Source organism: Spiroplasma endosymbiont of Megachile willughbiella (assembly GCF_964273395.1).
GTDB classification, from domain to species: Bacteria; Bacillota_I; Bacilli_A; order Mycoplasmatales; family Mycoplasmataceae; genus Spiroplasma_A; species Spiroplasma_A apis.
Genome location: NZ_OZ187005.1, coordinates 655319 through 677704, shown reverse-complemented (window position 1 = coordinate 677704; position 22386 = coordinate 655319). Strand labels below are relative to the sequence as shown.

Here is a 22386-nt window from a genome sequence, read left to right as displayed (position 1 = left end):
AAAGTAGACTTTAATATACTAATTTTACCATTTTTTTTAAACTCAAAACAATAGGGGGTCAAAAAAAGTAACTTATAATTATATTATCTGAATAAACCAAATACATCAAATAAAGTGTATATTTAAATATATACACTTTATTTGATGGTAAGAGTTAAATCACAATCTAAACATTTTAAATTTAGTTCTTTTGAACTACTTATCTTTAAGTTGCAACCTAAGCAAGTGTAAGTATTTCTACTACTATACCCCTTTTGCGCTCTATTTATTGCATAGGTATGTTTAAGACTAAATACAGATTTATTAAAATCTAGTTTTTCGTCTATTATTTTTTTTAAACTTTCACTAGGTTCTGTAAACATGAAACCTTTTTTAGAATTTGTACCATCACCTCTCACAGTTTTAGGTAACGAAAGTTCCACTCTTAATGCCGCATCTCTAAATTTTTTATTATGTCTCTGATTATTTTCAACATCTTTTATTCCGTTTTCGTAATTGAATTGATGTACCATTTCGTGTAGCAAGATGGCTATTATATTATAATAATCACCGTCTAATGAAGATGTTCATATTGTGATTTGACTCTCTTTTGAACTTCAATTATCATTTGGTTCGAAAGTACCTTGGGTTAAAACTTTTCTACGTCTAATGTTATTTTCTATATTGATTTGAACAGAATGCAGCTTTCCTTCAAAAAATATTTGATTAAGTTGCCTATGAATTGATCTCAATTCTAAAATGATATCATCTAATTTAATATCTACTTGTGACATGTTATTCACCTTTTCATTTATCCATTATTTGTTTGTTTGATAAATGTACATCATCATTTTTTAAATATTTACTTTGACTTCGATTTTTTTCATTATACATCAATAATTTATTACCAGTGAAAATAAATTCTTTACCAAACTTGATATTCAAATCATAAATTATTCTTTCAATAAAATTTAAATTAGCAGTATCGTTTAAATCAATTTCATCAAAGGTTATTTGTTTCTTCTCTTCTATCTTATTTGATAACTTGGTTAATCGAACTCCTAATAACAAGAGTGGATCACCTTCTCAAATATCATAAAGACATTCTTTCGCAACTGAATAAATAACTTCTACATCATTTGTTGGATCGGTGATAGTTTCTTGTCTTATTAAGTGTTTCTTTCTTTCCTTCTTGTTGTATTCGCCATGACTATCACTTAAAAATTTTACAACTATAGCAATAGTTTTACCAACCAAATATCTTTTCTTTGCTCTTTCACTAACTTTTAGTGATAACTCGTATATTATTTCTTCAATTTCATCTTTGTTGGTTGTTGTAAAATGAAGTGTCATCTCGTTTCCAATAGATTTCAATTCACTAGACTCTCTAGTTACTGAATCATTACCTATACCATTCGCTCAATTTCATAAAACATAGCCACGTTTTCCGATGGAAGATATTACAGCATTGACATCAGCTTTCGCTAAATCTCCAATAGTATTAATATCTAAGCTCTTCATAATTTTTTCAGTAGCTTCGCCAACCATATGCATTTCTTTTATTGGTAATGGTCATAATTTTTCTGGTATATCTTTTTCTAATAAGAACGAAATTCCAAAAGGTTTATTGAAATCAACTGCAGTCTTTGCTAAAAATTTATTTGTACTAATTCCAATTGAACAAGTTAAACCTGTTTCTTCGAATATTTTATTTAAAATCGCTTGAGCTGTTCTCTTTACTGTACCATGTTTTTTTCAAATATTAGTCACATCTATATAGCATTCGTCTATTGAAGCTACTTCAAAATTTTTTGTAAAGTGTTCGTATATTATATCAAAAACCCTATGAGAGTATTGTATATAAAGATTAAAATCACTTTCAGCAATATATAAGTCCGGACATAATTCTTTAGCTTTAAACACTGGTGTTCCTGCTGAGATTCCAAACTTTCTTGCATTATAACTTGCAGTTGTAATTATTGCTCTTCTATTAGTTGATGCCACAACAACATTTTTATTTTTCAAACTCGGGTCATTAACCATATGACAACTTGCAAAAAAAGCATCCATATCTAATAAGAAAATAACTTTATTCATTGTTAACCTCAAAATATTTTCAAGCCGTTTCAACTATATCTAATATGTTATTTATTGTAGGTTGTTCATGACTGACATTACTTAGTTTTTCGATGTAACAAATGTATTCAATATTTTTCTTTTTATTTCCTAAAATAGGGGAAAAATCAATTCCGTTTACTCTGAAATTATTAGCATTACAATAATCAACTACCCTATTTATCGCTTTTTTATGATCCATCTTAGAGTTGATTTTTCCTTTTTTAACATCTTCTTTGTCTAATTCAAACTGAGGTTTTATTAAAAGTACACCAAAAGTATTATCGTCAACTATATCTTTTAAAGGTTTTAATATTTTATCTAAGGATATAAAACTCACATCACAACAAAAAAAATCAATGTTTCTATCGAAATGTTTTCTTGTTACATTTCTAAAATTAGTTTTTTCCATAGAAGTTACCCTTTTATCGGTTCGTAACCTATAATCTAATTGATTTGTACCAACGTCCACAGCAAATACATGATTTGCTCCGTACTGTAAACAGCAATCTGTAAAGCCACCAGTAGAGCTACCAATATCTAAACAAACTTTGTTTGTTATATCTAATTTTCATAAGTCTAAAGCCTTTGATAATTTAGCACCAGCCCTACTTACAAATTGGTTATCCTCATTTACTAAGTTTAGCTTTATTTTTTCACGATCAAATAATGTTCCTGGTTTAGTTATTTTTTCATTATTGACAATAACCTTTCCATCCATTATTAAACCTCTTGCTTTGCTGCGAGTCTCAACTAGTTTTGAGTCTAATAAAATTTGGTCCAACCTTTCTTTCATCCTTTCACCTCCTATTTAAATCTTTTTCTTTTTGCATTTATCTTTTCTTTCTTTAAATTCAATGCCTCAAGTTTTTTTTCTTTGTCAGCATTGTGGTAAAGAATATTTTCTTCAATTATTCACCCTCTAATTTTCTTGAATATTTCTGAACCATATGTATCAATAAAGCTTTGTTTAATTTTATTTAATTTTTTCATATATCTATTGCATGTTAAAGACATTCTTCTATTTAATTTAAGTTTATTATAATTACCTTTATTTAAATTATTTGCTATTTCATTTAAACATTCTTGTTTTTCTTCTTCTGAGTTCAAATAAATTTCTTTAACTTCATCTGATAAAGTTTCATTTTTATAATCTGATTCTTCTTGGTCTATAATACTTTGCGGAGATAAAATTGTTTTCATATCATCAGAATTTAGTTCTTTAGTGGTTTCCTGTATATATGGTTGAGATAAATTAAAAATATTTTTTTTAATCGGTTTAGGTTTAGTGAACTCCTTTTTAAGTTCTTTTATTTTTTCTGGAAAATCTAAATTATAATGTTCTGGAAAATCATCATACATGTTTTTGTTAAAAATATTTAACTCTTCGATTAATGTTTCTTCACTACCTGTTGGTATGACAATTTTATTATTGTATTCTTGAAAGATTTTTTTATCATTCTTTTCTTTTATATGTAGTATTTCTTTTATTTGATTTAAATTTTCAAGAAAGCTTTCTAATTTTTTTTCAGATTTTGAATCTAATAAATTATTTAAAAGTTCTTCTTCTGCTATTTTTTTAAGTCAAAACTCTTTATCTGTATCATTCATAATTTACCTCCTATTGTACTAATTGTTTTTTAAAATTATATTCACTATATCTTCTGGATCCATTTTCAAATAACTTAGCAAATCTTTTTTAGAACCGTGATGAATATCATTTCTATTTAAAGCATAACTATATATATTATCTTTCTTTTTATAAAATAAATCTATGTTTGTAAATAAATTATTTTTATTTATAACTTGTTCGTATACATAAATTTTATTTTCTTTATGTTTTTCCAATAATTTTTTATCTATGGGGTTTATAAATCTGGCATTTATTAAATTTATAGGATAGTTGTTATTGGTTATGATGTCGTAAAACTCTTTTAAGATCACACCGTATGTAATTATAGTTGACGAGTTATTTTTATTGTAAATAACTTCCACTCATCCTTGATCATTTTGATTTTCATTATAATTTAAATTTATCACTTCTGCTTTTTCATATCTTATGAATAATTGTTTTTTGTTATTAACAATTAAATTTTTTATATTTGAAATATCGCTTGAAGTAGCTGGACAATAAATAATTGTTTCATTGAAATTTTGGATTAAACTAACGTCATAAATTCCGTGATGACTAATACCTGTTGTATAATTTATACCTGCTCGGTCTATTAGAAAAATAATACTTAAGTTATTTCTAAAAATATCGTGTGTTAACTGATCAAACATTCTTTGGAAAAATGTTGAGTACACTGATATAAAAACCGTTTTACCCAAATTAGCCAACGAACTTGCAACTAGTGCTGTTAGTTCTTCGTTTATACCACAATCTATGACGTTTTTAGGATAATTTTCCCATAGTTTTGTGAAGCCACTGGCATTAATCATTGCAGGACAAATCAAGTAGGAGTTTTTGTTAAAACAACTTTCAATAAGTTCAGGTATTTTTTTTTGAAATGTATTATTTTTATTTTCTTCTATTGTGTGATTGAATGTTAATTCCTTTTCACCATTATATTTAAATCCTTTTTTAGTTATCACATGTATGATTACATGATTGTTGTATTTTTCACATTCATTGAAAGCATCAAATAATTTGGAAAAGTCATGACCATCATCACAATATACATAGTTGAATCCAATTCCTTCTACATATGATCTTAAGTTCTTTATTTTGATGGAGTTTCTACCAATTGCTTCATTATTATCATTAACAATTGTTATAGTTTTATTTTCACTTTTAATCAAGTTTAACAACCCTGCATTGGTATATGAACCGTAAAATGCAGCATCTCCAACAATAGATATAACTTTTTTTTCTGATTGCCCAACGCTATATCCCATAGCATATCCAATTGCTGTTCCGCTATGACCTGTTGATATATAATCAAAATCACTTTCTGAAATCTCTTGAAAGTTAGAAATACCATTAAATTTATTTATAGTTTCAAATGTTTCTTTTCTATCTGTAAGAAGCTTATAAACATGAGATTGATGTCCTGTGTCAAAAAGATAAATATATTTTTCTGGACTATACCTCGAAAGCAAGGCAATAGTTAGTTCTACTACACCAAGATTACTTCCGATATGACCACCATTCAAGTTTGTAAAATTAATAAGAAAATTCCTTATTTCCTCAGCCAAGGAAGCAAGAGTATCAGTACTTTCACAACCTGATATATCATTGTAATTATTGATTTCCTTTCAGTTCATAAACATCAACCCCCCTCTCTATATTTAAACATAAAAAGACCTAAAAAGGTCTTAATTAAAATCTTCTAACTCATCATTATCTAGAACTTTTTTTATTTCACCTTCTAAAGTTTCTAGTTGAGTTTTTGCTTGAGATATGATCTCCTTACCTTCTTTAAATAAATTAATTGACTCCTCCATTGATGTATTTGGGTCATTTAATTTATTAGATATTAACTTAATATTTTCTAACATTTCATTAAAACTTTTATTTGACATTCTTTAATTCTCCTTTAATTTTCTACTTTCAAATTGATTTTACCGTCAATCAGAATAGCTTCTATGTTATTTTGTTTGTTGATACTTCTGACTGATTTTATTATCTTTTCATCTTGTTTTAAAATTGCAAAACCGTGTTCTAAAGGTTTTAGAGGGTTTAATAAATCTAACTTTTCATCTAATTGAAAAATATTATTTTTCAATAAATTATAGTTTTCTAATAATTTTTTGTTTCATCCTTCATTGGTTGCAATTAAATAATTTTTTGTTTTATCAAAATTATGTTTGAATAGGAATCTTACATTGTTGATGTGGTTATTTAAACTTGTTTTTGCCATTTGGAATTTTCTAATTAAACTTTCATTCAAATAGTTATCCAAGTGAGATAATTCTTTATCCATGAATAAAATTTTATTTATCAAAACTTTCTTTTGTTCGTTCTCAAAATTTAATATTTTATTTTTTTCAATATTTATTTTATTTGATAACACATTACCCAACTCTTTTAGTTTATTATTTAAAGCTTGGATCAAGTTAGTTTTCTCGGGCGTTGCTCTTTCCCCTGCGGCTGTTGGTGTTGAAACTCTCAAATCAGCAACATAATCGGCCAATGTTACATCAGGTTCGTGTCCTACAGCAGAAATAATGGGAATATTAGATTTATAAATTGCTTCCAATACTGCCATTTCGTTAAACGTTCATAAATCTTCATAACTTCCTCCACCTCGACCAACAATCAATAAATCTAATTTTTTATGAAATCTATTAGCCTTCATTATTTTATTAGCGATATCATTAGCTGCAGTTTCTCCTTGTACTGATGCTGGGAATAAATAAATATTTACTGGTGGATATCTTCTTCTAGCTGTTGTTATAAGATCCCTTACTGCATCTCCCGATGCAGCTGTAACAATACCGATATTTTTTGGAATTTTAGGAATATTTTTTTTGATTTCATTATCAAATCAACCCTTTTGTTTCAACTCATTATATCGTTTATCATAAATTATCGATAACTCACCTATACCATCGAGCTTAACATTCACAATTGTAAATGTTAATTTTCCTGTTGGTTTATAAAAACTAAGTGATCCTGATGCGATAACTTCAGTACCTTCTTGTGGATTTAAGTTGATAAACTTTTGTGCATTACTTTTTCAAATAGCACAATCTATTTTCGCTTCATTATCTTTCAAAGAAAAGTATATATGACCTGATTTGTTATAAGTAAGGTTTGCAATTTCACCTTTTATATTAATATTTTTAAAATTATTTGATGACTCTATGAAAAATTTTAAGTTTTCATTCAAATCTTTAATTTTTAAAACTTTTGTTTCCAAAATGTATACCTCTAATTATAGTTTTCTAAAATTAATTTGATTTCCTTCGTTGTCGTTATGACTTTCATGTATAACTGATAATAATAGTGATAGGAATTAAGGTCTAAGTTATTTGTCTTAATTATTTCTAAAATGCGTTCGCAAGAATTGTTGACTAAGACATGCAATTCTTTCAATGTGATACCATCTAATGATGAATGGTTTCCTTTATTTTCTGTGTTATTCAAACTCACATTAGTATTACTTTTTCATAATTCCTTAAATAGATCAATATATCGATTCAAACTTTCCTTCAATTTGTTGGAGTCAAACTTGAATGAATCTATATCACTATAATTATTATCGCTTAATAATTTATCAATTAGTAAGGTGTTTTTGTTTTTAAAAATATTAAATTCGTGAGGTTCATTGATGTCAACAGTTTTCAAAAGATCACTATCTTCTCACATATTTTTTTCTTTTGCAAAAAAATTATCATCATCTTTTAAAGTTTCTTCTAATAGTGTTTGATCTTTTAAAATTTCTTCTCAATAATTATTTAAGATATCAGTTGGCTTTATTGGCTCTGAAACGTTATCTTGACATAACAACTTTTGCAAATCTTCTAGATTTTCAAAATTATATATTTCTAAAGTTTTAATTAAGTTGAATAAACTAGTATTTCTTATTGAGATTACGGGTGTATTATTTTTTAACAATTTTAAAAACGTACTTATATTATTCAAATACAAAGATTTATAAAGTGAGTTCATTTTTACATTATTGTAAAAAATAACTAGTGTATTTTCAGTAATTGCATCCTCACTCATTTTTATTTTTTTCTCTAAAGAATCACTATCGACTTCTATGTATGTGTTCATAAAAATTTTAAATTCGGGTATTATATGAGAATTTAAGTAGTTTTTTCAATCGTTTTCAAAGTTTAAACTTGTATTTTTAAATTTGTAATTTGTAATATTGTTAAATAATGAAACATCGTAATTTGAAAAATCATTTAATAGGTCTGTTTGCAAGTAATTCAACATCGAGTGATGAAATATGAATTTATGAAAGTAAACCTTATTGTATCAATTCATATTTTTTATACTTATATTCTTATTTGTATGTTTTGCTATTTTATTTACGAGGTCAACCATTTTTTTATTTTCTTTTGTTACATTATTGGCTCCAATTATAAGAATATTATCATACTCTTTATTCTCAATTTTTTTTGTTGCTTGAGAATTATAATTAGTTAAATATTTGTAATTATTTTCTGTAAAGTTTTTTTCAATTATTTTCTTTAAATAATGAACAGCTACAAACTCAGAAAAGCCTTTTTTCAAGAAACTTTTTTCTACATTATCAAACTTTTCTAATTTTGTTTTATAGATATAGTTCTTGAAATCAATCATAAAAAAAACCCGTATTTTTTCTTTAACTTCAAGAAAAAGTTTTTGTGCTTCTGAGATTAAAGTATCATAGTTTTTTAATTCCACAATATTAACCTTCCTTAATAGGATTTATTTGATCTAAAACTGCATTGATGAATGTTGGGTTTCAGTTCGGTAAAAATTCTCTTACTAACTCAATTGATTCGTTGATAATAACAGGTTTAGGAATATCTGTTTCGCTTATTTCGTAGACACCATTTAATAATATAGCCTGAATCATTTTAGGTAATCTATCTCAACTTCATGTTTTACCAATGAAAGGTTTGATGATGAAATAAGCTTTCTCACAATAATCTAGGTTATTTAACAAATACTCACTAGTTTTATCATCAATATTTTGTAATTGAAATCCATCAAGAACGTCTTGCTTTACTCTATCAATATTTTCATCGAGAATAAGCGCTCTATAAATCATTTGAATAGACATTCTTCTTCTTTTTTTCAAAAAACTAACACTAAGAGCCATTATATTTACCTCACTCAATAATTGTTTATATTATAACAAAAAAAAGACCTTGAAAAAGTCCATTTTGTTTATGAAGTTATTTTATTTTACTATTGTTAAACCTTTGATACATTTTATAGTAAATATTTGACCAAAGATGGTTGCATCAAAACTTTTTTTAGCATCTAATTGTGAAACTGAGGTTGTTTTAATATTATCCCCGATTTTTTCCTTGTATCCAATTAAATAGTTTATTAGCATTTCAGAGCTAAAGTTTTTATACTCTTCTGTTTTAGATTCATCTGTTGGGGATTTTCTTGTGTCTTTTTTTATTAGACTATTTATGAATAAGGTGTGATTTAGATTCTTGTTTAAAGCTTTTAAAATTTCTACTTTCAAATCTAACTCTGTTAGTTCACCCTTGACATTTTCGTCTAAATAAAATGTTGGATTATTACCAGTAGTTTCTTGATCTGTTGATGCTTTCATATTTTTATTTCAATTTTTTAATATTTTCATATTTTCATTTCAACCGAGTACATATGTGTAATTACCACCAGAGATTGACTCTGAATTTAAATAAATTGTATGTTTATTTGTAACATTGAAATCAATAGTTCCCAAGTTGTCACTTTTTAAATAGAATGTAGCCATTACAGGTTCATTACTTGATAAACCAGTATATTCTAAATAGTCTTCTAAATTAGTATCATTGATTTCTTCAGCTTCTTTATTTTTTTGTGGATTATCAAAGTAGACTTTAACATCTTCTTTATTGAACTCGGTATATGCCTTTTCTTGACTACTTTCATCACCATCTGTTGCACTAAATCGATATGCAACTAGTTTAGATAAAGATAGTTTTAATTTATCTTTTCAATCATCTTTTTTTTGAAAACTTTCCTCAACTTTTGATTTTACATAAAATTCTGATAAAGATATAGTTTTGAAATTATTTGTATTTCAAAGCTTTCCAATATCCGAGATGCTGTTAAATTTTTTATTTGATGTAGATGTGTTGCATGAGATTACCATAGAAGTGATTGGAGTTGTAACAAGACCAACTGATGCAATTAGAGATAGAATTTTTTTCATTTTTTCACCTATTCTTATTTAGAATGATTTTATCATAAAAGTAATTTAGTAATCTTATAATTTAATTTCACTAATTTCTTCAATGTTGCTTTCATTTAATAATTTTTTATATATATTTTTCAAAGATGTTTCCTTTACTTTTACTTCTTCATAGCTTTTTGAAAGTTTAACAATATTTGAGAATAACTCTTCCATTTTGACGTCATAATTTTCTATATATTTCATTGTTTTAATAAGAACTTCCACCTTTTTATCGAATTTACTAATATCATCGAATAATGACATATACTTGTCAACCGACTGAAGAATCGCCATCAATGTACTTGGACCTGCTATTATTACTTTTTTCTTGTATGCACTGTCTATTATATCTGTATTAGCATTTATATAAGAGAATATTCCCTCACTTGGCACAAACATTATGGCATATACAGTGTTATCTTCGCTACTAACATATTTTGATGTTTCTTTGACTCTTGCATTAACATCTTTTTCAAACTGTTTAACTAAGTCTTTATAGTTATTTGAATCGACTTCTGCATTTAGAAGCGCTGTATATGCATTGAAAGGAAACTTAGAATCAATCGGTATATTAACAAATTTTGAGTCATCACCTTTAATGAAAAGATCGACTATCAGTTTTTTACCTTCATTAAGTTTTTTCATTGTATATTGTCTTTCATAGATCAAATTGTGATTTTTGATAAAACCAGTTAAGTTAGAAAATATTCTTTCTAGTAAATACTCCCCTGAACTACCCGCCTTATTATTTTGACTTAATAGATTGTCTAATTTATTAACTTTTTCTTTTACTTCTGCTATTGGTAGTGATTGTTCTGCCACCTTATATATCATTGACCTAACAATTTCGTTTGCGTTTACTAGTTTATCTTGTGTTTCTCTGGTTTTTTCTGCAATGATTTCTCTAAAATTATTTTGAACACTGTATAAACTTTCTTGTTGTTTATTCATATTTTCTAATAACATTACTTTCAGTTCACTAGAACTCTCAGAGTTAGTTTTGTCAAACTCAAGTTTTAAATTTTCTAAATCAGTTTTTCTAACACCATCAGTGCTTTTAACTGATTTTTTAAAAACAAATATGAAAATCAGAACTAAAACCAATACTATTAGTACTATCAATAACGATAATGAAGCTGTTTGCATTATAAATCTCCTTTATTTTCTCAAATATTATTTTACTCGCATAACTTAATCATAATAAAAAAAAGTAATATAAATTACTTTTTAGACAATTTTAACTCTCTTTTTTCTTTTACTTTGATTAAAAAATTTTCTCACCAAGTATTATGAGCTTTGGTACCTTCTTTTATATAAATTGGTTTGAAAAAGTAGGTAAAGCTCAATCCAATTAAAACAAATGGGACACCCCCAACAAATGTTATCAATAATTGTAAAGGTCTTTTTAGATGAGTGATATTAAATGCACCAGCAACATCACCAATTATGAAATTTTGATCAAAGTAAAGATTATATACTTCAACACCAAATACCACTATAAAACCTGTAACTGCGCTTCAAACTATTGAATCTTTTGAAAGTTTATAGTCTGTATAACCATATAAATAAATATACATTGCAGTAAATAGAGTACAAGCATGAGATAAGTAGAAAGTGAAAAAGTTTATATCTCACAAAACTGGTTTTTCTGTTGGAAAAATAAATGTCACAACAGGACCCATTATCATATATGGGAAAAAGCAATTTAGAGTTCTTTTATTTGGATAGATCAAAATCACAATTGCAGCTCATGCTGATAATGAACAGAAATACAATAAGAAGTAGTCTGCAGGGTTACCTCAACCATTAACTCTTAAATGTAAATATCATGTTCTTTGGAGTTGAACAAATAGTAAAAATACTATTAATATAACTCTTATTGATGTGTAAGTTTTTTTATTTTTATAAAATTTCGGAAATAATGATAGTGAAGTTCATAAAAATAAAGAGAGAAATATTGCTAATAATCATGAAAATATAACCATAACGGCCTCCTTGAATACTATAAGTTTACTTTTAAAAAAGTAAAAAAAATTTTCATATGTTAATATTTGTGATATTTGGTTATTAGTCCTAATACCGACCTAAAGTCAGAAATAACTCATTTTTCAAATATATTATTAAATATTTCAAATTGTCTTATTTTATTATTTTTAAATAAAATAATTACTAGTAATAAAGGTATTAGATAATCAGGTAATTCCATCATAGTTGTAGCTGCTTGCAAAATTTCTAACACTAATATCGATCCATAAGTTAGGATTTTTATTAAATATACATTAAAAAACAATAAAATCACTCATTTCTATATTAATAATAAAATGATTCATAAGAATAGTATATAAAAAATATATTTTATAAATAATTTTTAAATAAGTAAATTATTTTAAGTATTTTTATCATTAGTTACGTAAATAAATAAAGTACTTTCAAACATTGTTTGTACTTTTGATGCCAAATGTATTTTAAATTTATTTTTTTAGTTTTCGATGAACTTATAAGAATGTTTTTTGGGTTCCCTATTTGTTTTTAATAAATTTTACAATAGATGTTTTTTCGCCTTATTCATTAGGAATAAATTGTGTTTGTGAGTTAGAGTACATAGTATTTTTTTCGTTATTTCCATCGATTATAAAAGTTTCTATTTCAAACAAACTATCTTCCTCTTTATTTGATGTCCTTTTCATTTTATGACCTATAAACTTAACTTATAAAATTACACACTTTTAAAAAAATGTGCAACAAAAAAACACTTTATATAAATATTATGACAACAGTCGTAATTTTTTATATAAAGTGTCTCAATAATTTTTTATATTGATTGTAATCCTAAGAATACACCTGCTGCCAATGTAGCACCTAGTAAAGGTCCTACGATTGGAACTCATGCATAGTTTCATTCTGCAGATTTCATTGATTTATTTGGTAGAGGTAGAATTGTGTAAATAATTCTAGGGGCTAGATCACGAGTAGGATTTAAAGCTGGACCAGTAATTCCACCAGCTCCAATAACTAAAGTCATAACTAAAAGTCCTGCTGTGATTCCAAAAATGAAGTTTTTAGAACTTCCAGTTAAATCGAATGTCCCTTTTCCGGCTGCGAAATATAAATCTGCACCCTTTAATCCTATCAATAGAATAAAAGTACATACTGTTTCTACACAAAAAGCTATTAAAAATTGTCCTTTTACTGAAACTTTATCGCTTTTGATTCTTGTTGTTGCGTGCATTGCAAAAATTTTGCTTGAGTCATCAGTTTCTTTAAAACTAATATAAAATAAACCATCTAATACTAATTGTGATGCCATTGCTCCAACAAATTGCGCAAGCAATGCAACTGGTACTAGTCAATAACCATGTTCAAATGTATTTCCTTTACCTCCAATTTGCAATATTATATCTAAAAGTGTTGCTGCTGGGTTTAATTGATGGTTTGAAAAACCTGAACCAATTACTCCTATGAATACAGCAAGTCCATAACCAATACCAACACCAAGTCAACTTAGTCCACCTACTGGTCTTTGAGTACCTTTTGTAGCTTTTAGGTCGTAGCAAGCTACCGCACCATTTCCTAAGAATATAAGAACAAATGTTCCTAGAAATTCACTAAAAAAGAATTTTAATGCATAATGATAATCCATAAATGTTACCTTTCTATAAAAGAGACAAAAAAAATAAAACTAAATACCGTTTAATTTTACAAATTTTGACCAAGATAATAATAACATTTTTTTGAGTTTTTTTTCTAAAATAGTGATTTTTTTCGTTATTACAGTTGTATAATATTTTGCTTTTTTTAAATAAAAAAAAAAAAAAAAGATTTGCTAAATCTCAATGTCAAATCTTTTCTCAAATGTATTTTGTTTCAATAGTTCTATTTCATCTTTGTATGGACTATACTTACCATCAATTCAAGGTGTTTCTAAAATTATTGGAATATCTTTAAAAAGTGGATTATGCACAATACTTGCTAATGCTTCAAAACCTATATGTCCATAGCCAATGTTTTGATGACGGTCTTTGTGTGCTCCAATTGGATTTTTAGAATCGTTTAAGTGTATTACCAATAGTTTGTTTAAACCAATCATTTGGTCAAAATTTTTAACAACTTGATCAAAGTTATTTTTAATATCATAACCAGAATCATGCATATGGCAAGTATCAAAACAGACCCCTATTTTTTCTTTATGTTTCACATTATCTAATACATACTTCAAATCTTCAAAGTTAGTGCATATTTCTGTACCTTTGCCACTCATTGTCTCTAGAGCCACCTTTACTTCTATATTTGGTAACTCATCATAAACTTTATCTAAACCTAAAATTAAGCTATCAAGAGCCTTGTTTTTAGGGGCACCAACTGCTGCCCCTGGATGTAACACTAAAAGTTTAACTCCTATTTGTTCTAATCTAATCAATTCCTCTTTTAATAATCTAACTCCTAAATCAAATGTCTCTTGTTTAACGGAATTAGCAAGATTGATGGTATAAGGTCCATGACATACTACTTTTTCAATATCTATGTTATTTTCTTCCAAAAGCCTTTTAAAATCGCTTATATTTAATTTTTCTACTGCTGTTCTAATGGTATTTTGCGGTGCACCAGTAAAAAACATTAGTGTATTAGCGTTGTTACTCAACGCTTCTAAAACACTTCCAATAAGATATTTATTCTTTGAATTCATACCTACATGACTACCTAAATAAAATTTTTGTTTTTCCATTTTTATCTCCTTAAGAAATGTTTATTTCTGTTTGTCTAATTTTTTCAACATCTTGTTTCAAAAGTTCCTTTAATTCTTCTATTGTATTAACCTTTTTATTATTACGAAGTTTGCAAATTGGTGTTATTTCAACTTCTCAGCCATAGATATCCTTATCAAAATCTAAAATGTTTATTTCTAATACTTTTTGATTTAACTCATTTATTCAGTAACAACCAGCACCTTTATAGCTTTTTGCAAGATGTTTTATATGCACATCACAAGCGTAAACTCCTTCTGATAATAAGATTGGCTCAGGGGTTAATAAATTTATTGTTGGAAACCCAAGGTTTCTACCCATTTTTTTACCCTCAGAGACTCTCCCAGATATTTTGTAATAAAGACCCGTTTTTTCTTTAAATTTTTTGAAATCGGCTTCTAATAGGATTTTTCTTAAGGAGTTTTTTTGCTCATCGATAGTTTCTTCGATAAGAAAACAATTATTATTCCAGAATTTTTTAAAGAACTCACTTGAAAAAACTATCTTATTTTCTATTTTAAAATTATCAACAACAATTATTTTTTTTATATTTAGAAATTCATAAAGATTTGAATGCAGATACTCTTGATTATCGTCGGTTGTAAAATCATTAAGAACATAAAATATAACGTTAGTGATATTCATTTTATCTGCTAGTTTTTTAATATTTTCGTAGTTTCATAGTCCAGTATTGATTTCGCTGGTTACTGGTACCAATAAGGTTGTGTTTAATTCATATTTTTTTGCCAACTTTTTAAGGTTTGATACTAGTTCCTCTTCGTAATTAGATCAATTTTCAAAGTCACAAACTAATGCCATACTTTCTTGTAAATTGATCATTATTCTAGATAAGTTATTGTAAAAAAATGAATTAACCATTAAAACCTCCTGATTATTATTTTTCTTTATAATTTTCTATTTTAGTTTTTATTATCATCATTTCTAACTCAACAAATCCTAAATTATTTTTTATTTCGTGTAGCTTTTCGAATATTTCTGGTTTAGATTTCCTTCTTGTTAGATGAAAATAATAAGCAAATAAACCAAAGACTGGTAATATAAACCAAAAGTATAAATTCTTTCTTGCTTTTTTTTCGTAAAAATTTTCTTCTTTAGTTAAAACTTCTTGCTTTTGTTCTTGTTTTTCCAACGAGTTATTAAGATCTTCTAATGACATATCATTATATTTTTCAAACATATAATTCCCCTATTCTGCTTTAACAATGCTTAGCAATATTTCGTTTATAATATGATTCATTGATTGAAATACTATTTTGATTTCGTTTGTGTGAGCTAAAAATTCCTTTTTTTCACTTTCAATACCAACAGCTTCAAGTGATGCGTAAATATTCTTTGTATCTTGCAAGAATTTTACTAAGTTTTCTGAACTTGCCAATCTTTCAACGAAGTCATCCTTATTATTAATATCATTGATTATATTTATTAAATCTTGTCCAAATTTTTTATTTCATTTCAATATATTAAAAGATTCAATTAAGTTTAAATAATTATATGTATAATTTTTGATTTGAGTTTCAAAGAAAGGAGCAACGTATTCCAAGAAAAATGTACCAGGATTTATTTCCATTGGTATTTCTATTCCAATAGAATATTTCTTTCACTCATTTTCTGTAACAAAGAAATAATGATATCTTTGTAAAAATAAAGTCAACATCAAGCTCAACTCAAACTTATCATCGGTTAAGTTTTTTTCGAAAACATTATTCAATCCCTCGTAAAGAGTTTTCAAGTTATCGGTTTTAGCTAAAACAATTATTTCAGATACGTCTTTCTCGCTAAGTTTGTAATCTTTAGATTCTATTAATGAATGAACATCTTTTTTGTATAAATTAAAAACTATTTTTTTTAAATCTATTTTGTCGTATAAATTCATTTTTCATTCCTTCTTATGATTTTTTGGTAAATCACATTTATTTTATCTTATTTTAATATACATAACCACCCTTTTGTAGTATCATAATTAATAGTTCAAAATAAAAGTATAGGAGTGTTAATTTATGTTTGTGATAGGTACGATTTTAGCATCAATAATTGGTTATTTTGTTGGCAGTTTCTCATTTTCAATTACTGTTGTTAAAATTAAAACCAATAAAGACATAAGGCAAGAAGGAAGCAAAAATGCTGGTGCCACTAACGCTAGTAGGATCTTGGGTAAAGCATGAGGAGTTGTAATTGTTTTTTTAGATGCTTTTAAAATACTATTCACAGCAATTGTTGCAATGCTATTTTCTTACATACCGTCTCCAGCATTCAATGAGACTAGTTTCTTTGTAGCATCTTTTTTTGCGGTTTTAGGTCACTGTTTTCCAATTTATTATAAATTCAAAGGTGGTAAAGCGGTTAGTTGTTTTTTTGGTTTAATGATGGTTACAAATTGAGCTATCTTATTAGTGTTTTTTGGTCTTTGATGATTAATATTACTAACAACCAAAAAAGTAAGTATTGCATCAATATTTTCATCAATTATTTCTATGATTTTACTTTGGGTCCCACAAATAACTGGTGGAAGTTCATTCATAATAAATGGACTAGAATTTTTCACCCCTATTTATGATAATGGTAATCATTTGTGTTGATTCAATTACTTATATGTTTGAAATAAACATAGCTATTTTGAAAGTTTCTTAACAATGAATATTGTTGTGACAATGTCAACAATAGTTTTAATTTTAAGACATATACCTAATATAAAACGTTTAATCAAAGGTGTTGAGCCAGCTTATTTAAAATCTAAAAAAGATAAAAAAGAACAAACACTTTCGAATGAAAAGAAATAAAAATTTACATAATCCTCTTAGAGTAAATAAATATAGTAATTCGTCAACTATGCTCATTGAGGATTTTTTTTATTATTAAATATCATAAAATACATTTTAAGATTTAAGTTCACTTGATAATTAGTTTTAAAATCATGTTTATAAAGTACCGTAGATATTTTGGTACTTTAGTAGTGATTAAAAATAATTTTCGCTTAAAGTAAAAAAAACAAATACTTTAAAGTATCTGTTTCAATGCTATTATTTCTCTTTGTTTTTTTTGGGAAAAATGTATTTGAAATATCTTTTTTTTATTATATTACTTTTTTCATATACATCACGAATCGTGAATCCACAATCAAAATGACCTGGATATATTGAGTATTCTCGAGAATAAGTTTCTAAGATTCATTTAATATTTTCTAAGATACTTTGATTACTTTTCTCAGAAGGTTTTGAATTTAAAACATCAAACTTTAAAAACAATGAGTCCCCATTAAATAAACTTTTAAGATCAACAAAATCTAACATTATAGAACCAATTGTGTGTCCTGGTTTAGTATAAATTTGTAAATTATAACCATTTACAATCATTGAACATTGTTCTGTAATAACTCTTAAGTTTTTTATTGGTTTTGCTGCTCAAGGTTTTTCAAGAACATCATAAAGACCACTAGTGTTTTTGCTTGGATCAAATAATGCCATTAAATCATCCTTACCAATATATACATTAGGATAATTCAATATTTCTGTTATTTCATTTATTCCATAAAAGTGTCCAAAGTGTCCATGTGTTATGAAAATATCTGTGATTTCAATATTGTTGTTGATAGCAAAATCGATTATTTCACGATATTTTCGAAAAGCTGTATCAATTAAAATTCCTTTTTTGTCCTCATTATAAATAAGATACGCATTTGTTCTTTTAAAATCTATATCACTAAAAACTTGTATCACAACATTCACCTTCTACTTAACTTTTATAAGACCTTTATGATTATACATATTATTAATCTAAAAAGTCTTTTATTTTAATTTATTTTTTTTAAAAATACATTCATTTTCTTATGTGTTTTATTATTTAGTAATTTGTATCAATCATCGCAAAGTATATTTTTTGTACCCTTCAAATGATTTTATCGAATTAACAAAAACACTCAGCCATAAAAAGTTTAAAAAAAAGCACACTGGTGCTTATAATTATTTACCCCTTTTAACGGCATTCATTGTTTTTTTGATATCTGCTTCAGTTGGTTTACGACCCATGCTTCTATACATTGCTCTGATTTGATTTTCATTAATTGGGGGATTATCTTTTAATTGTTTTTGAATTATTTTTCTTGTTATTATAAAACCTAAAATTCCACCAACAAGAGCGGCAACGATAGCTATTATAAGGACTCCTCATCATACCATAATTTAAATTCCTTCCTATGTAAATTTTACTTTAATATTAATATAACATAAGTTTATTGATTTATAAACTTGACGATTTTTTCTGCTATTGATTTAGCGTTAAAATCTAAGTGATTCATAATTGCATCATAAGGTGCAGAATATCCGAAATTATCGATACCAAAGGCAACTCCATCATCACCTAAAAATCTATGTCAGCCATAAGTTGTTCCTAATTCAATTGAGAAACGTTTGGTTTTCTTATTAATGATTTTATTTTGATAACTTACATCTTCTTTTAAAAATGCATTCATATTAACCATAGATACTACATTTACTTCAAATCCTTTGTTTTTAAGGATTTCTTTTACTTCTAAAGCGATTGATACTTCACTTCCTGAAGCAATTAGTGTGATAGAAGGATTATCAGCTTCACTAATTAAGTAGGCACCTTTTTTTACATCATCAAAAACATTTTTATGATCAAGTTCTTTCAAGTTTTGTCTAGTTGCTAGAATTACACTTGGTTTTGTTTTATCTTCCAACGCATGCAGATAACTTGCTTGAACTTCAGCCATATCACAAGGTCTAAAAACGTTTATGTTTGGTATACTTCGTAACATTGCTAGTTGTTCTATTGGTTGATGGGTTGGTCCATCCTCTCCTACTGCAATTGAATCATGTGTGAATATAAATAAAGTTTGTAGTTTCATCAATGATGCAAGTCTTATTGCTGGTTTTAAATAATCAGCAAATACAAAAAACCCTGAAGAGAACGGAAGAAGTCCACCATGCAATGCTATTCCGTTATTGATAGCAGCCATAGCAAACTCTCTTACACCGTACATAACGTTTCTACCTAGTTTATTATTGTAATCGTAATTACCATCGGCTCCCTTGGCCTTAGTTGACTCTGCTAAATCAGCACTTCCACCAATTAAAGAAGTTATATTAGAACTTAGTAGATTTAAAACTTCTCCAGATGATACTCTTGTTGCTTGCTCAACTTTTTTATTTAAAAATTTTAACTCCCCTATTTCTATTTTGTAATCCTTGTTTAATGAAACTTCAAATTCACTGGCTAGTTTTGGGTTTTCTTTTTTGAACTCCGCAAAAGTTTTAACCCACTCTTCATTCGCTACAACTCCCCTATCGTAAACTTGTGTTTTATAGTAGTTGTAGACATCTTGATCAACATTAAAATCATCATTTTCTCAGTTAAAATATTTCTTTACATTTACGATATCTAGTCCTAAAGGAGAACCATGAACCTTAGTTGTTCCTTTGTTTGTTGAACCAATCCCAATAATTGTTTTAACTTCAATATATGTTGGCTTATCAGAATTTTTTGCAATTTCGATAGCCTTCAAAATGTCATCTAAATTTTCACCATCTTCAATTTTCAAAGTATTTCATCCCGCTGCTTTAAAACGATCATCTATGTTTTCTGATTGGGCAACTTCCACTCTTGCATCTAATTGAATATCATTAGAATCGTGTAAAACAATTAGTTTATTTAATTTATATCTTCCAGCAAAAGAAATAGCTTCATTTGTAACCCCTTCTTGTAAATCTCCATCACCACATAAAATGTAAGTATAGTGATCAACTATCTTATGTTTTTCTGTGTTATATTTAGCTGATAAATGACTCTCTGCAAGAGCCATTCCAACACCCATAGCCATACCTTGCCCTAGTGGACCTGTCGTAGCGTCTACACCCTCTGTGTGTCCGTATTCTGGATGTCCTGGAGTTAAAGAATTTAACTGTCTAAAATTTTTTAAATCGTCTATTGATAAATTAAAACCTGATAAATGTAATGCAGAGTATAACAATGCGCTACCATGACCAGCACTTAATACAAATCTATCTCTATTAATCCAACTTGGATTAGAGGGATTAATATTCATCACTTTAGTGAAAAGTGTGTAAATTATAGGAGCTGCACCCAATACTATACCTGGATGTCCTGAGTTTGCCTTATTAATTGATTCAATACCTAGAATTCTCATTGCATTTAAATTCTTATTGTTTTTGTTCATTATTCGAATACCTTACCTTCTAAGATAATTATATATTTAGATACATAGAATATAGATTAAGAAATAAAAAAACTTCTAATTAATTTTAGATTCAAATTATTTAGTGTTGATGCAAATTCTGTTTGATTTTACTTAAGTTTTTTTCATTATTCATAATGAAAAAAACTTTATTTTTTATTTACGTCTTAAAAACGTATGATAAAAAATAAAGTATTGCAATCTATTAAACTTGTTGCTTTAAATCCTTAATTTTTTGTGGCGTTATATCTTCACCACTTTCATTTACAACTTTTATACTTTTTAATTGCTCTAATAATCCCTCTCTGAACAAACTAATATACTTTTCTCTTAAGAAATCTCTTTCTTCTAATTCTTCATTAGTTAATTCTCTTTCTTTTTTTATTCTTGCTAATTCGTTAATTCTATCTAATAATTTTTCCACAAAATTTTCCTCTTAAAATATTTTTCAGTCATTTAAGGCATAATAAGCTGTTCCAATCACTGCTGCATCATTTCCTAATTGACCAATTTCGACAATGATTTCATCGGCGAAGTTTTTAATAATATATTTTTTTATATTTTTATAGATAATATTTACTAATAAATCACCCATATTACCAAGTCCACCAGATATTATTATTGCTTCTGGATCTAATGCATTTACCATCGTTGCCATATGCATTATTAATGGGTTCAATGCTCTTTCTAGTAACTCTAAAATAGCGACCGGCTCATTGTTTTCTTCATAAGTTGATACGATATCTTTTGTTTGGAAAGACTCTATTTCTTTAAAATATATTGCAGCAGGGTGATTTGGTTCTTCTATAAAGGTATCTTCAAAAAACTTAGCAATACCTGGTCCTGAAGAAACTGGTTCAATACATCCGGTTAATCCACATTTACAAATGTATTTATCTTGGTATACACCACCACCGTGACCAAATTCTCCTGCAAAACCCCTTGCTCCAGAAATTAATTTTCCATCTAAAACAACAGCACCACCGATACCACTACCAATTGTATAAAAAATAATTGAATCATGTTGTTTTGCAGCCCCAGTTCAAAATTCTCCTAATGCAGCTGCATTAGCGTCATTTAAAACAAATATGGGTTTTTTGAAAAGTTCCTCAGCTTTGTCTTTTAAATAAAAGTTACTTCATTCTAGGTTTGCAGAATATCTTACAATTCCTAACATGTGATCAACAAAACCAATTGCTGCTATGCCAACTTTATCAATATCATCTTGGTAATTGATACCTACTGTTTCGATGCCTTGTACTATTTTTTCATATAAGTTTTCTAATAATCTTGAATTATCATGTTCAACATAAAATTTAGCTTGTATATCACCGTATTGATTGACCAAACCAACTTTTGATGCATTCACGCCTAGTTCAATGGATAAAATTAATTTCATATTATTTACCCCCAAAAAAGAATTTCTTCATATTCATAAAAAATATCTATTACTATTATA

General features: G+C 27.0%; 25 protein-coding genes. 1 reads left to right on the top strand and 24 read right to left on the bottom strand.

Annotated elements, in window-relative coordinates; all coding sequences use genetic code 4:
• Nucleotides 1-137 precede the first annotated feature (137 nt).
• From ACI2WZ_RS02960 to ACI2WZ_RS02870, 19 genes are all read right to left on the bottom strand, one after another.
• Complete coding sequence (locus ACI2WZ_RS02960; RefSeq protein ID WP_500244559.1) at nucleotides 138-773, bottom strand: SprT-like domain-containing protein; 636 nt, start codon at nucleotides 771-773, stop codon at nucleotides 138-140.
• A 1-nt stretch (nucleotide 774) separates the two neighbouring features.
• Nucleotides 775-2076 carry a DNA polymerase IV gene (dinB, locus tag ACI2WZ_RS02955; protein ID WP_500244558.1) on the bottom strand — a complete coding sequence of 434 codons (1302 nt, stop codon included), beginning with the start codon at nucleotides 2074-2076 and terminating at the stop codon, nucleotides 775-777.
• Complete coding sequence (locus ACI2WZ_RS02950; protein WP_500244557.1) at nucleotides 2069-2890, bottom strand: TlyA family RNA methyltransferase; 822 nt, start codon at nucleotides 2888-2890, stop codon at nucleotides 2069-2071. Before ACI2WZ_RS02950 ends, dinB begins: the two co-directional genes overlap by 8 nt.
• A gap of 11 nt (nucleotides 2891-2901) precedes the next feature.
• On the bottom strand, nucleotides 2902-3705 hold the full coding sequence (locus ACI2WZ_RS02945) for a hypothetical protein (protein WP_500244556.1): 804 nt from the start codon (nucleotides 3703-3705) through the stop codon (nucleotides 2902-2904).
• 18 nt (nucleotides 3706-3723) lie between these two features.
• The gene (locus ACI2WZ_RS02940; RefSeq protein WP_500244555.1) at nucleotides 3724-5361 is read right to left on the bottom strand and encodes a 1-deoxy-D-xylulose-5-phosphate synthase N-terminal domain-containing protein; all 1638 of its coding nucleotides are present in this window, start codon (nucleotides 5359-5361) and stop codon (nucleotides 3724-3726) included.
• 51 nt (nucleotides 5362-5412) lie between these two features.
• Nucleotides 5413-5619, bottom strand: a complete 207-nt coding sequence (gene xseB / locus ACI2WZ_RS02935) for an exodeoxyribonuclease VII small subunit (protein WP_023789511.1) — start codon at nucleotides 5617-5619, stop codon at nucleotides 5413-5415.
• 14 nt (nucleotides 5620-5633) lie between these two features.
• Nucleotides 5634-6959 (bottom strand): exodeoxyribonuclease VII large subunit, encoded by a 1326-nt coding sequence (gene xseA / locus ACI2WZ_RS02930; RefSeq protein ID WP_500244554.1) that lies wholly within the window; start codon nucleotides 6957-6959, stop codon nucleotides 5634-5636.
• Nucleotides 6960-6970: 11 nt separating this feature from the next.
• On the bottom strand, nucleotides 6971-8437 hold the full coding sequence (locus tag ACI2WZ_RS02925) for a hypothetical protein (RefSeq protein ID WP_500244553.1): 1467 nt from the start codon (nucleotides 8435-8437) through the stop codon (nucleotides 6971-6973).
• A 4-nt stretch (nucleotides 8438-8441) separates the two neighbouring features.
• Entirely contained in the window at nucleotides 8442-8858 is a 417-nt protein-coding gene (locus ACI2WZ_RS02920; RefSeq protein ID WP_500221818.1) for a transcription antitermination protein NusB, read from the bottom strand.
• A gap of 81 nt (nucleotides 8859-8939) precedes the next feature.
• Nucleotides 8940-9932 carry a lipoprotein gene (locus ACI2WZ_RS02915; RefSeq protein ID WP_500244552.1) on the bottom strand — a complete coding sequence of 331 codons (993 nt, stop codon included), beginning with the start codon at nucleotides 9930-9932 and terminating at the stop codon, nucleotides 8940-8942.
• A 54-nt stretch (nucleotides 9933-9986) separates the two neighbouring features.
• A complete protein-coding gene (gene rmuC, locus ACI2WZ_RS02910; protein WP_500244551.1) occupies nucleotides 9987-11099 on the bottom strand; it encodes a DNA recombination protein RmuC in 1113 nt (370 codons plus the stop codon).
• Between the two features lie 74 nt (nucleotides 11100-11173).
• Complete coding sequence (locus tag ACI2WZ_RS02905; protein ID WP_023789499.1) at nucleotides 11174-11938, bottom strand: TMEM164 family acyltransferase; 765 nt, start codon at nucleotides 11936-11938, stop codon at nucleotides 11174-11176.
• 59 nt (nucleotides 11939-11997) lie between these two features.
• Nucleotides 11998-12243 (bottom strand): hypothetical protein, encoded by a 246-nt coding sequence (locus ACI2WZ_RS02900; protein ID WP_500244550.1) that lies wholly within the window; start codon nucleotides 12241-12243, stop codon nucleotides 11998-12000.
• A gap of 271 nt (nucleotides 12244-12514) precedes the next feature.
• Nucleotides 12515-12640, bottom strand: a complete 126-nt coding sequence (locus tag ACI2WZ_RS02895; protein WP_023789495.1) for a hypothetical protein — start codon at nucleotides 12638-12640, stop codon at nucleotides 12515-12517.
• A 125-nt stretch (nucleotides 12641-12765) separates the two neighbouring features.
• Nucleotides 12766-13593 (bottom strand): MIP/aquaporin family protein, encoded by an 828-nt coding sequence (locus ACI2WZ_RS02890; protein ID WP_500244549.1) that lies wholly within the window; start codon nucleotides 13591-13593, stop codon nucleotides 12766-12768.
• Between the two features lie 183 nt (nucleotides 13594-13776).
• Nucleotides 13777-14676, bottom strand: a complete 900-nt coding sequence (locus ACI2WZ_RS02885; RefSeq protein WP_500244548.1) for a deoxyribonuclease IV — start codon at nucleotides 14674-14676, stop codon at nucleotides 13777-13779.
• Between the two features lie 10 nt (nucleotides 14677-14686).
• Nucleotides 14687-15574 (bottom strand): riboflavin kinase, encoded by an 888-nt coding sequence (locus tag ACI2WZ_RS02880; RefSeq protein WP_500244547.1) that lies wholly within the window; start codon nucleotides 15572-15574, stop codon nucleotides 14687-14689.
• Nucleotides 15575-15590: 16 nt separating this feature from the next.
• Nucleotides 15591-15893 carry a hypothetical protein gene (locus ACI2WZ_RS02875; RefSeq protein WP_500244546.1) on the bottom strand — a complete coding sequence of 101 codons (303 nt, stop codon included), beginning with the start codon at nucleotides 15891-15893 and terminating at the stop codon, nucleotides 15591-15593.
• A gap of 9 nt (nucleotides 15894-15902) precedes the next feature.
• Nucleotides 15903-16589, bottom strand: a complete 687-nt coding sequence (locus tag ACI2WZ_RS02870) for a hypothetical protein (protein WP_023789485.1) — start codon at nucleotides 16587-16589, stop codon at nucleotides 15903-15905.
• A 124-nt stretch (nucleotides 16590-16713) separates the two neighbouring features.
• Between ACI2WZ_RS02870 and plsY the strand changes: the two genes are divergently transcribed.
• Nucleotides 16714-17493, top strand: coding sequence for a glycerol-3-phosphate 1-O-acyltransferase PlsY (gene plsY, locus ACI2WZ_RS02865; protein ID WP_500244545.1), 780 nt, complete (start codon nucleotides 16714-16716; stop codon nucleotides 17491-17493).
• 240 nt (nucleotides 17494-17733) lie between these two features.
• On the opposite strand, the gene ACI2WZ_RS02860 is transcribed toward plsY, so the two are convergent.
• The 5 genes from ACI2WZ_RS02860 to ACI2WZ_RS02840 all read right to left on the bottom strand — a co-directional run bounded on the left by ACI2WZ_RS02860 (nucleotide 17734) and on the right by ACI2WZ_RS02840 (nucleotide 22326).
• Nucleotides 17734-18429 carry an MBL fold metallo-hydrolase gene (locus tag ACI2WZ_RS02860; protein ID WP_500244544.1) on the bottom strand — a complete coding sequence of 232 codons (696 nt, stop codon included), beginning with the start codon at nucleotides 18427-18429 and terminating at the stop codon, nucleotides 17734-17736.
• Nucleotides 18430-18672: 243 nt separating this feature from the next.
• Nucleotides 18673-18888: a YneF family protein gene (locus ACI2WZ_RS02855; RefSeq protein WP_023789479.1), complete on the bottom strand. Its 216-nt coding sequence runs from the start codon at nucleotides 18886-18888 to the stop codon at nucleotides 18673-18675.
• A 53-nt stretch (nucleotides 18889-18941) separates the two neighbouring features.
• A complete protein-coding gene (gene tkt, locus ACI2WZ_RS02850) occupies nucleotides 18942-20912 on the bottom strand; it encodes a transketolase (protein WP_500245182.1) in 1971 nt (656 codons plus the stop codon).
• Between the two features lie 220 nt (nucleotides 20913-21132).
• Nucleotides 21133-21351: a DUF896 domain-containing protein gene (locus ACI2WZ_RS02845; protein ID WP_500221793.1), complete on the bottom strand. Its 219-nt coding sequence runs from the start codon at nucleotides 21349-21351 to the stop codon at nucleotides 21133-21135.
• Between the two features lie 12 nt (nucleotides 21352-21363).
• Nucleotides 21364-22326: an ROK family protein gene (locus ACI2WZ_RS02840; RefSeq protein WP_500244543.1), complete on the bottom strand. Its 963-nt coding sequence runs from the start codon at nucleotides 22324-22326 to the stop codon at nucleotides 21364-21366.
• Nucleotides 22327-22386: the final 60 nt, after the last annotated feature.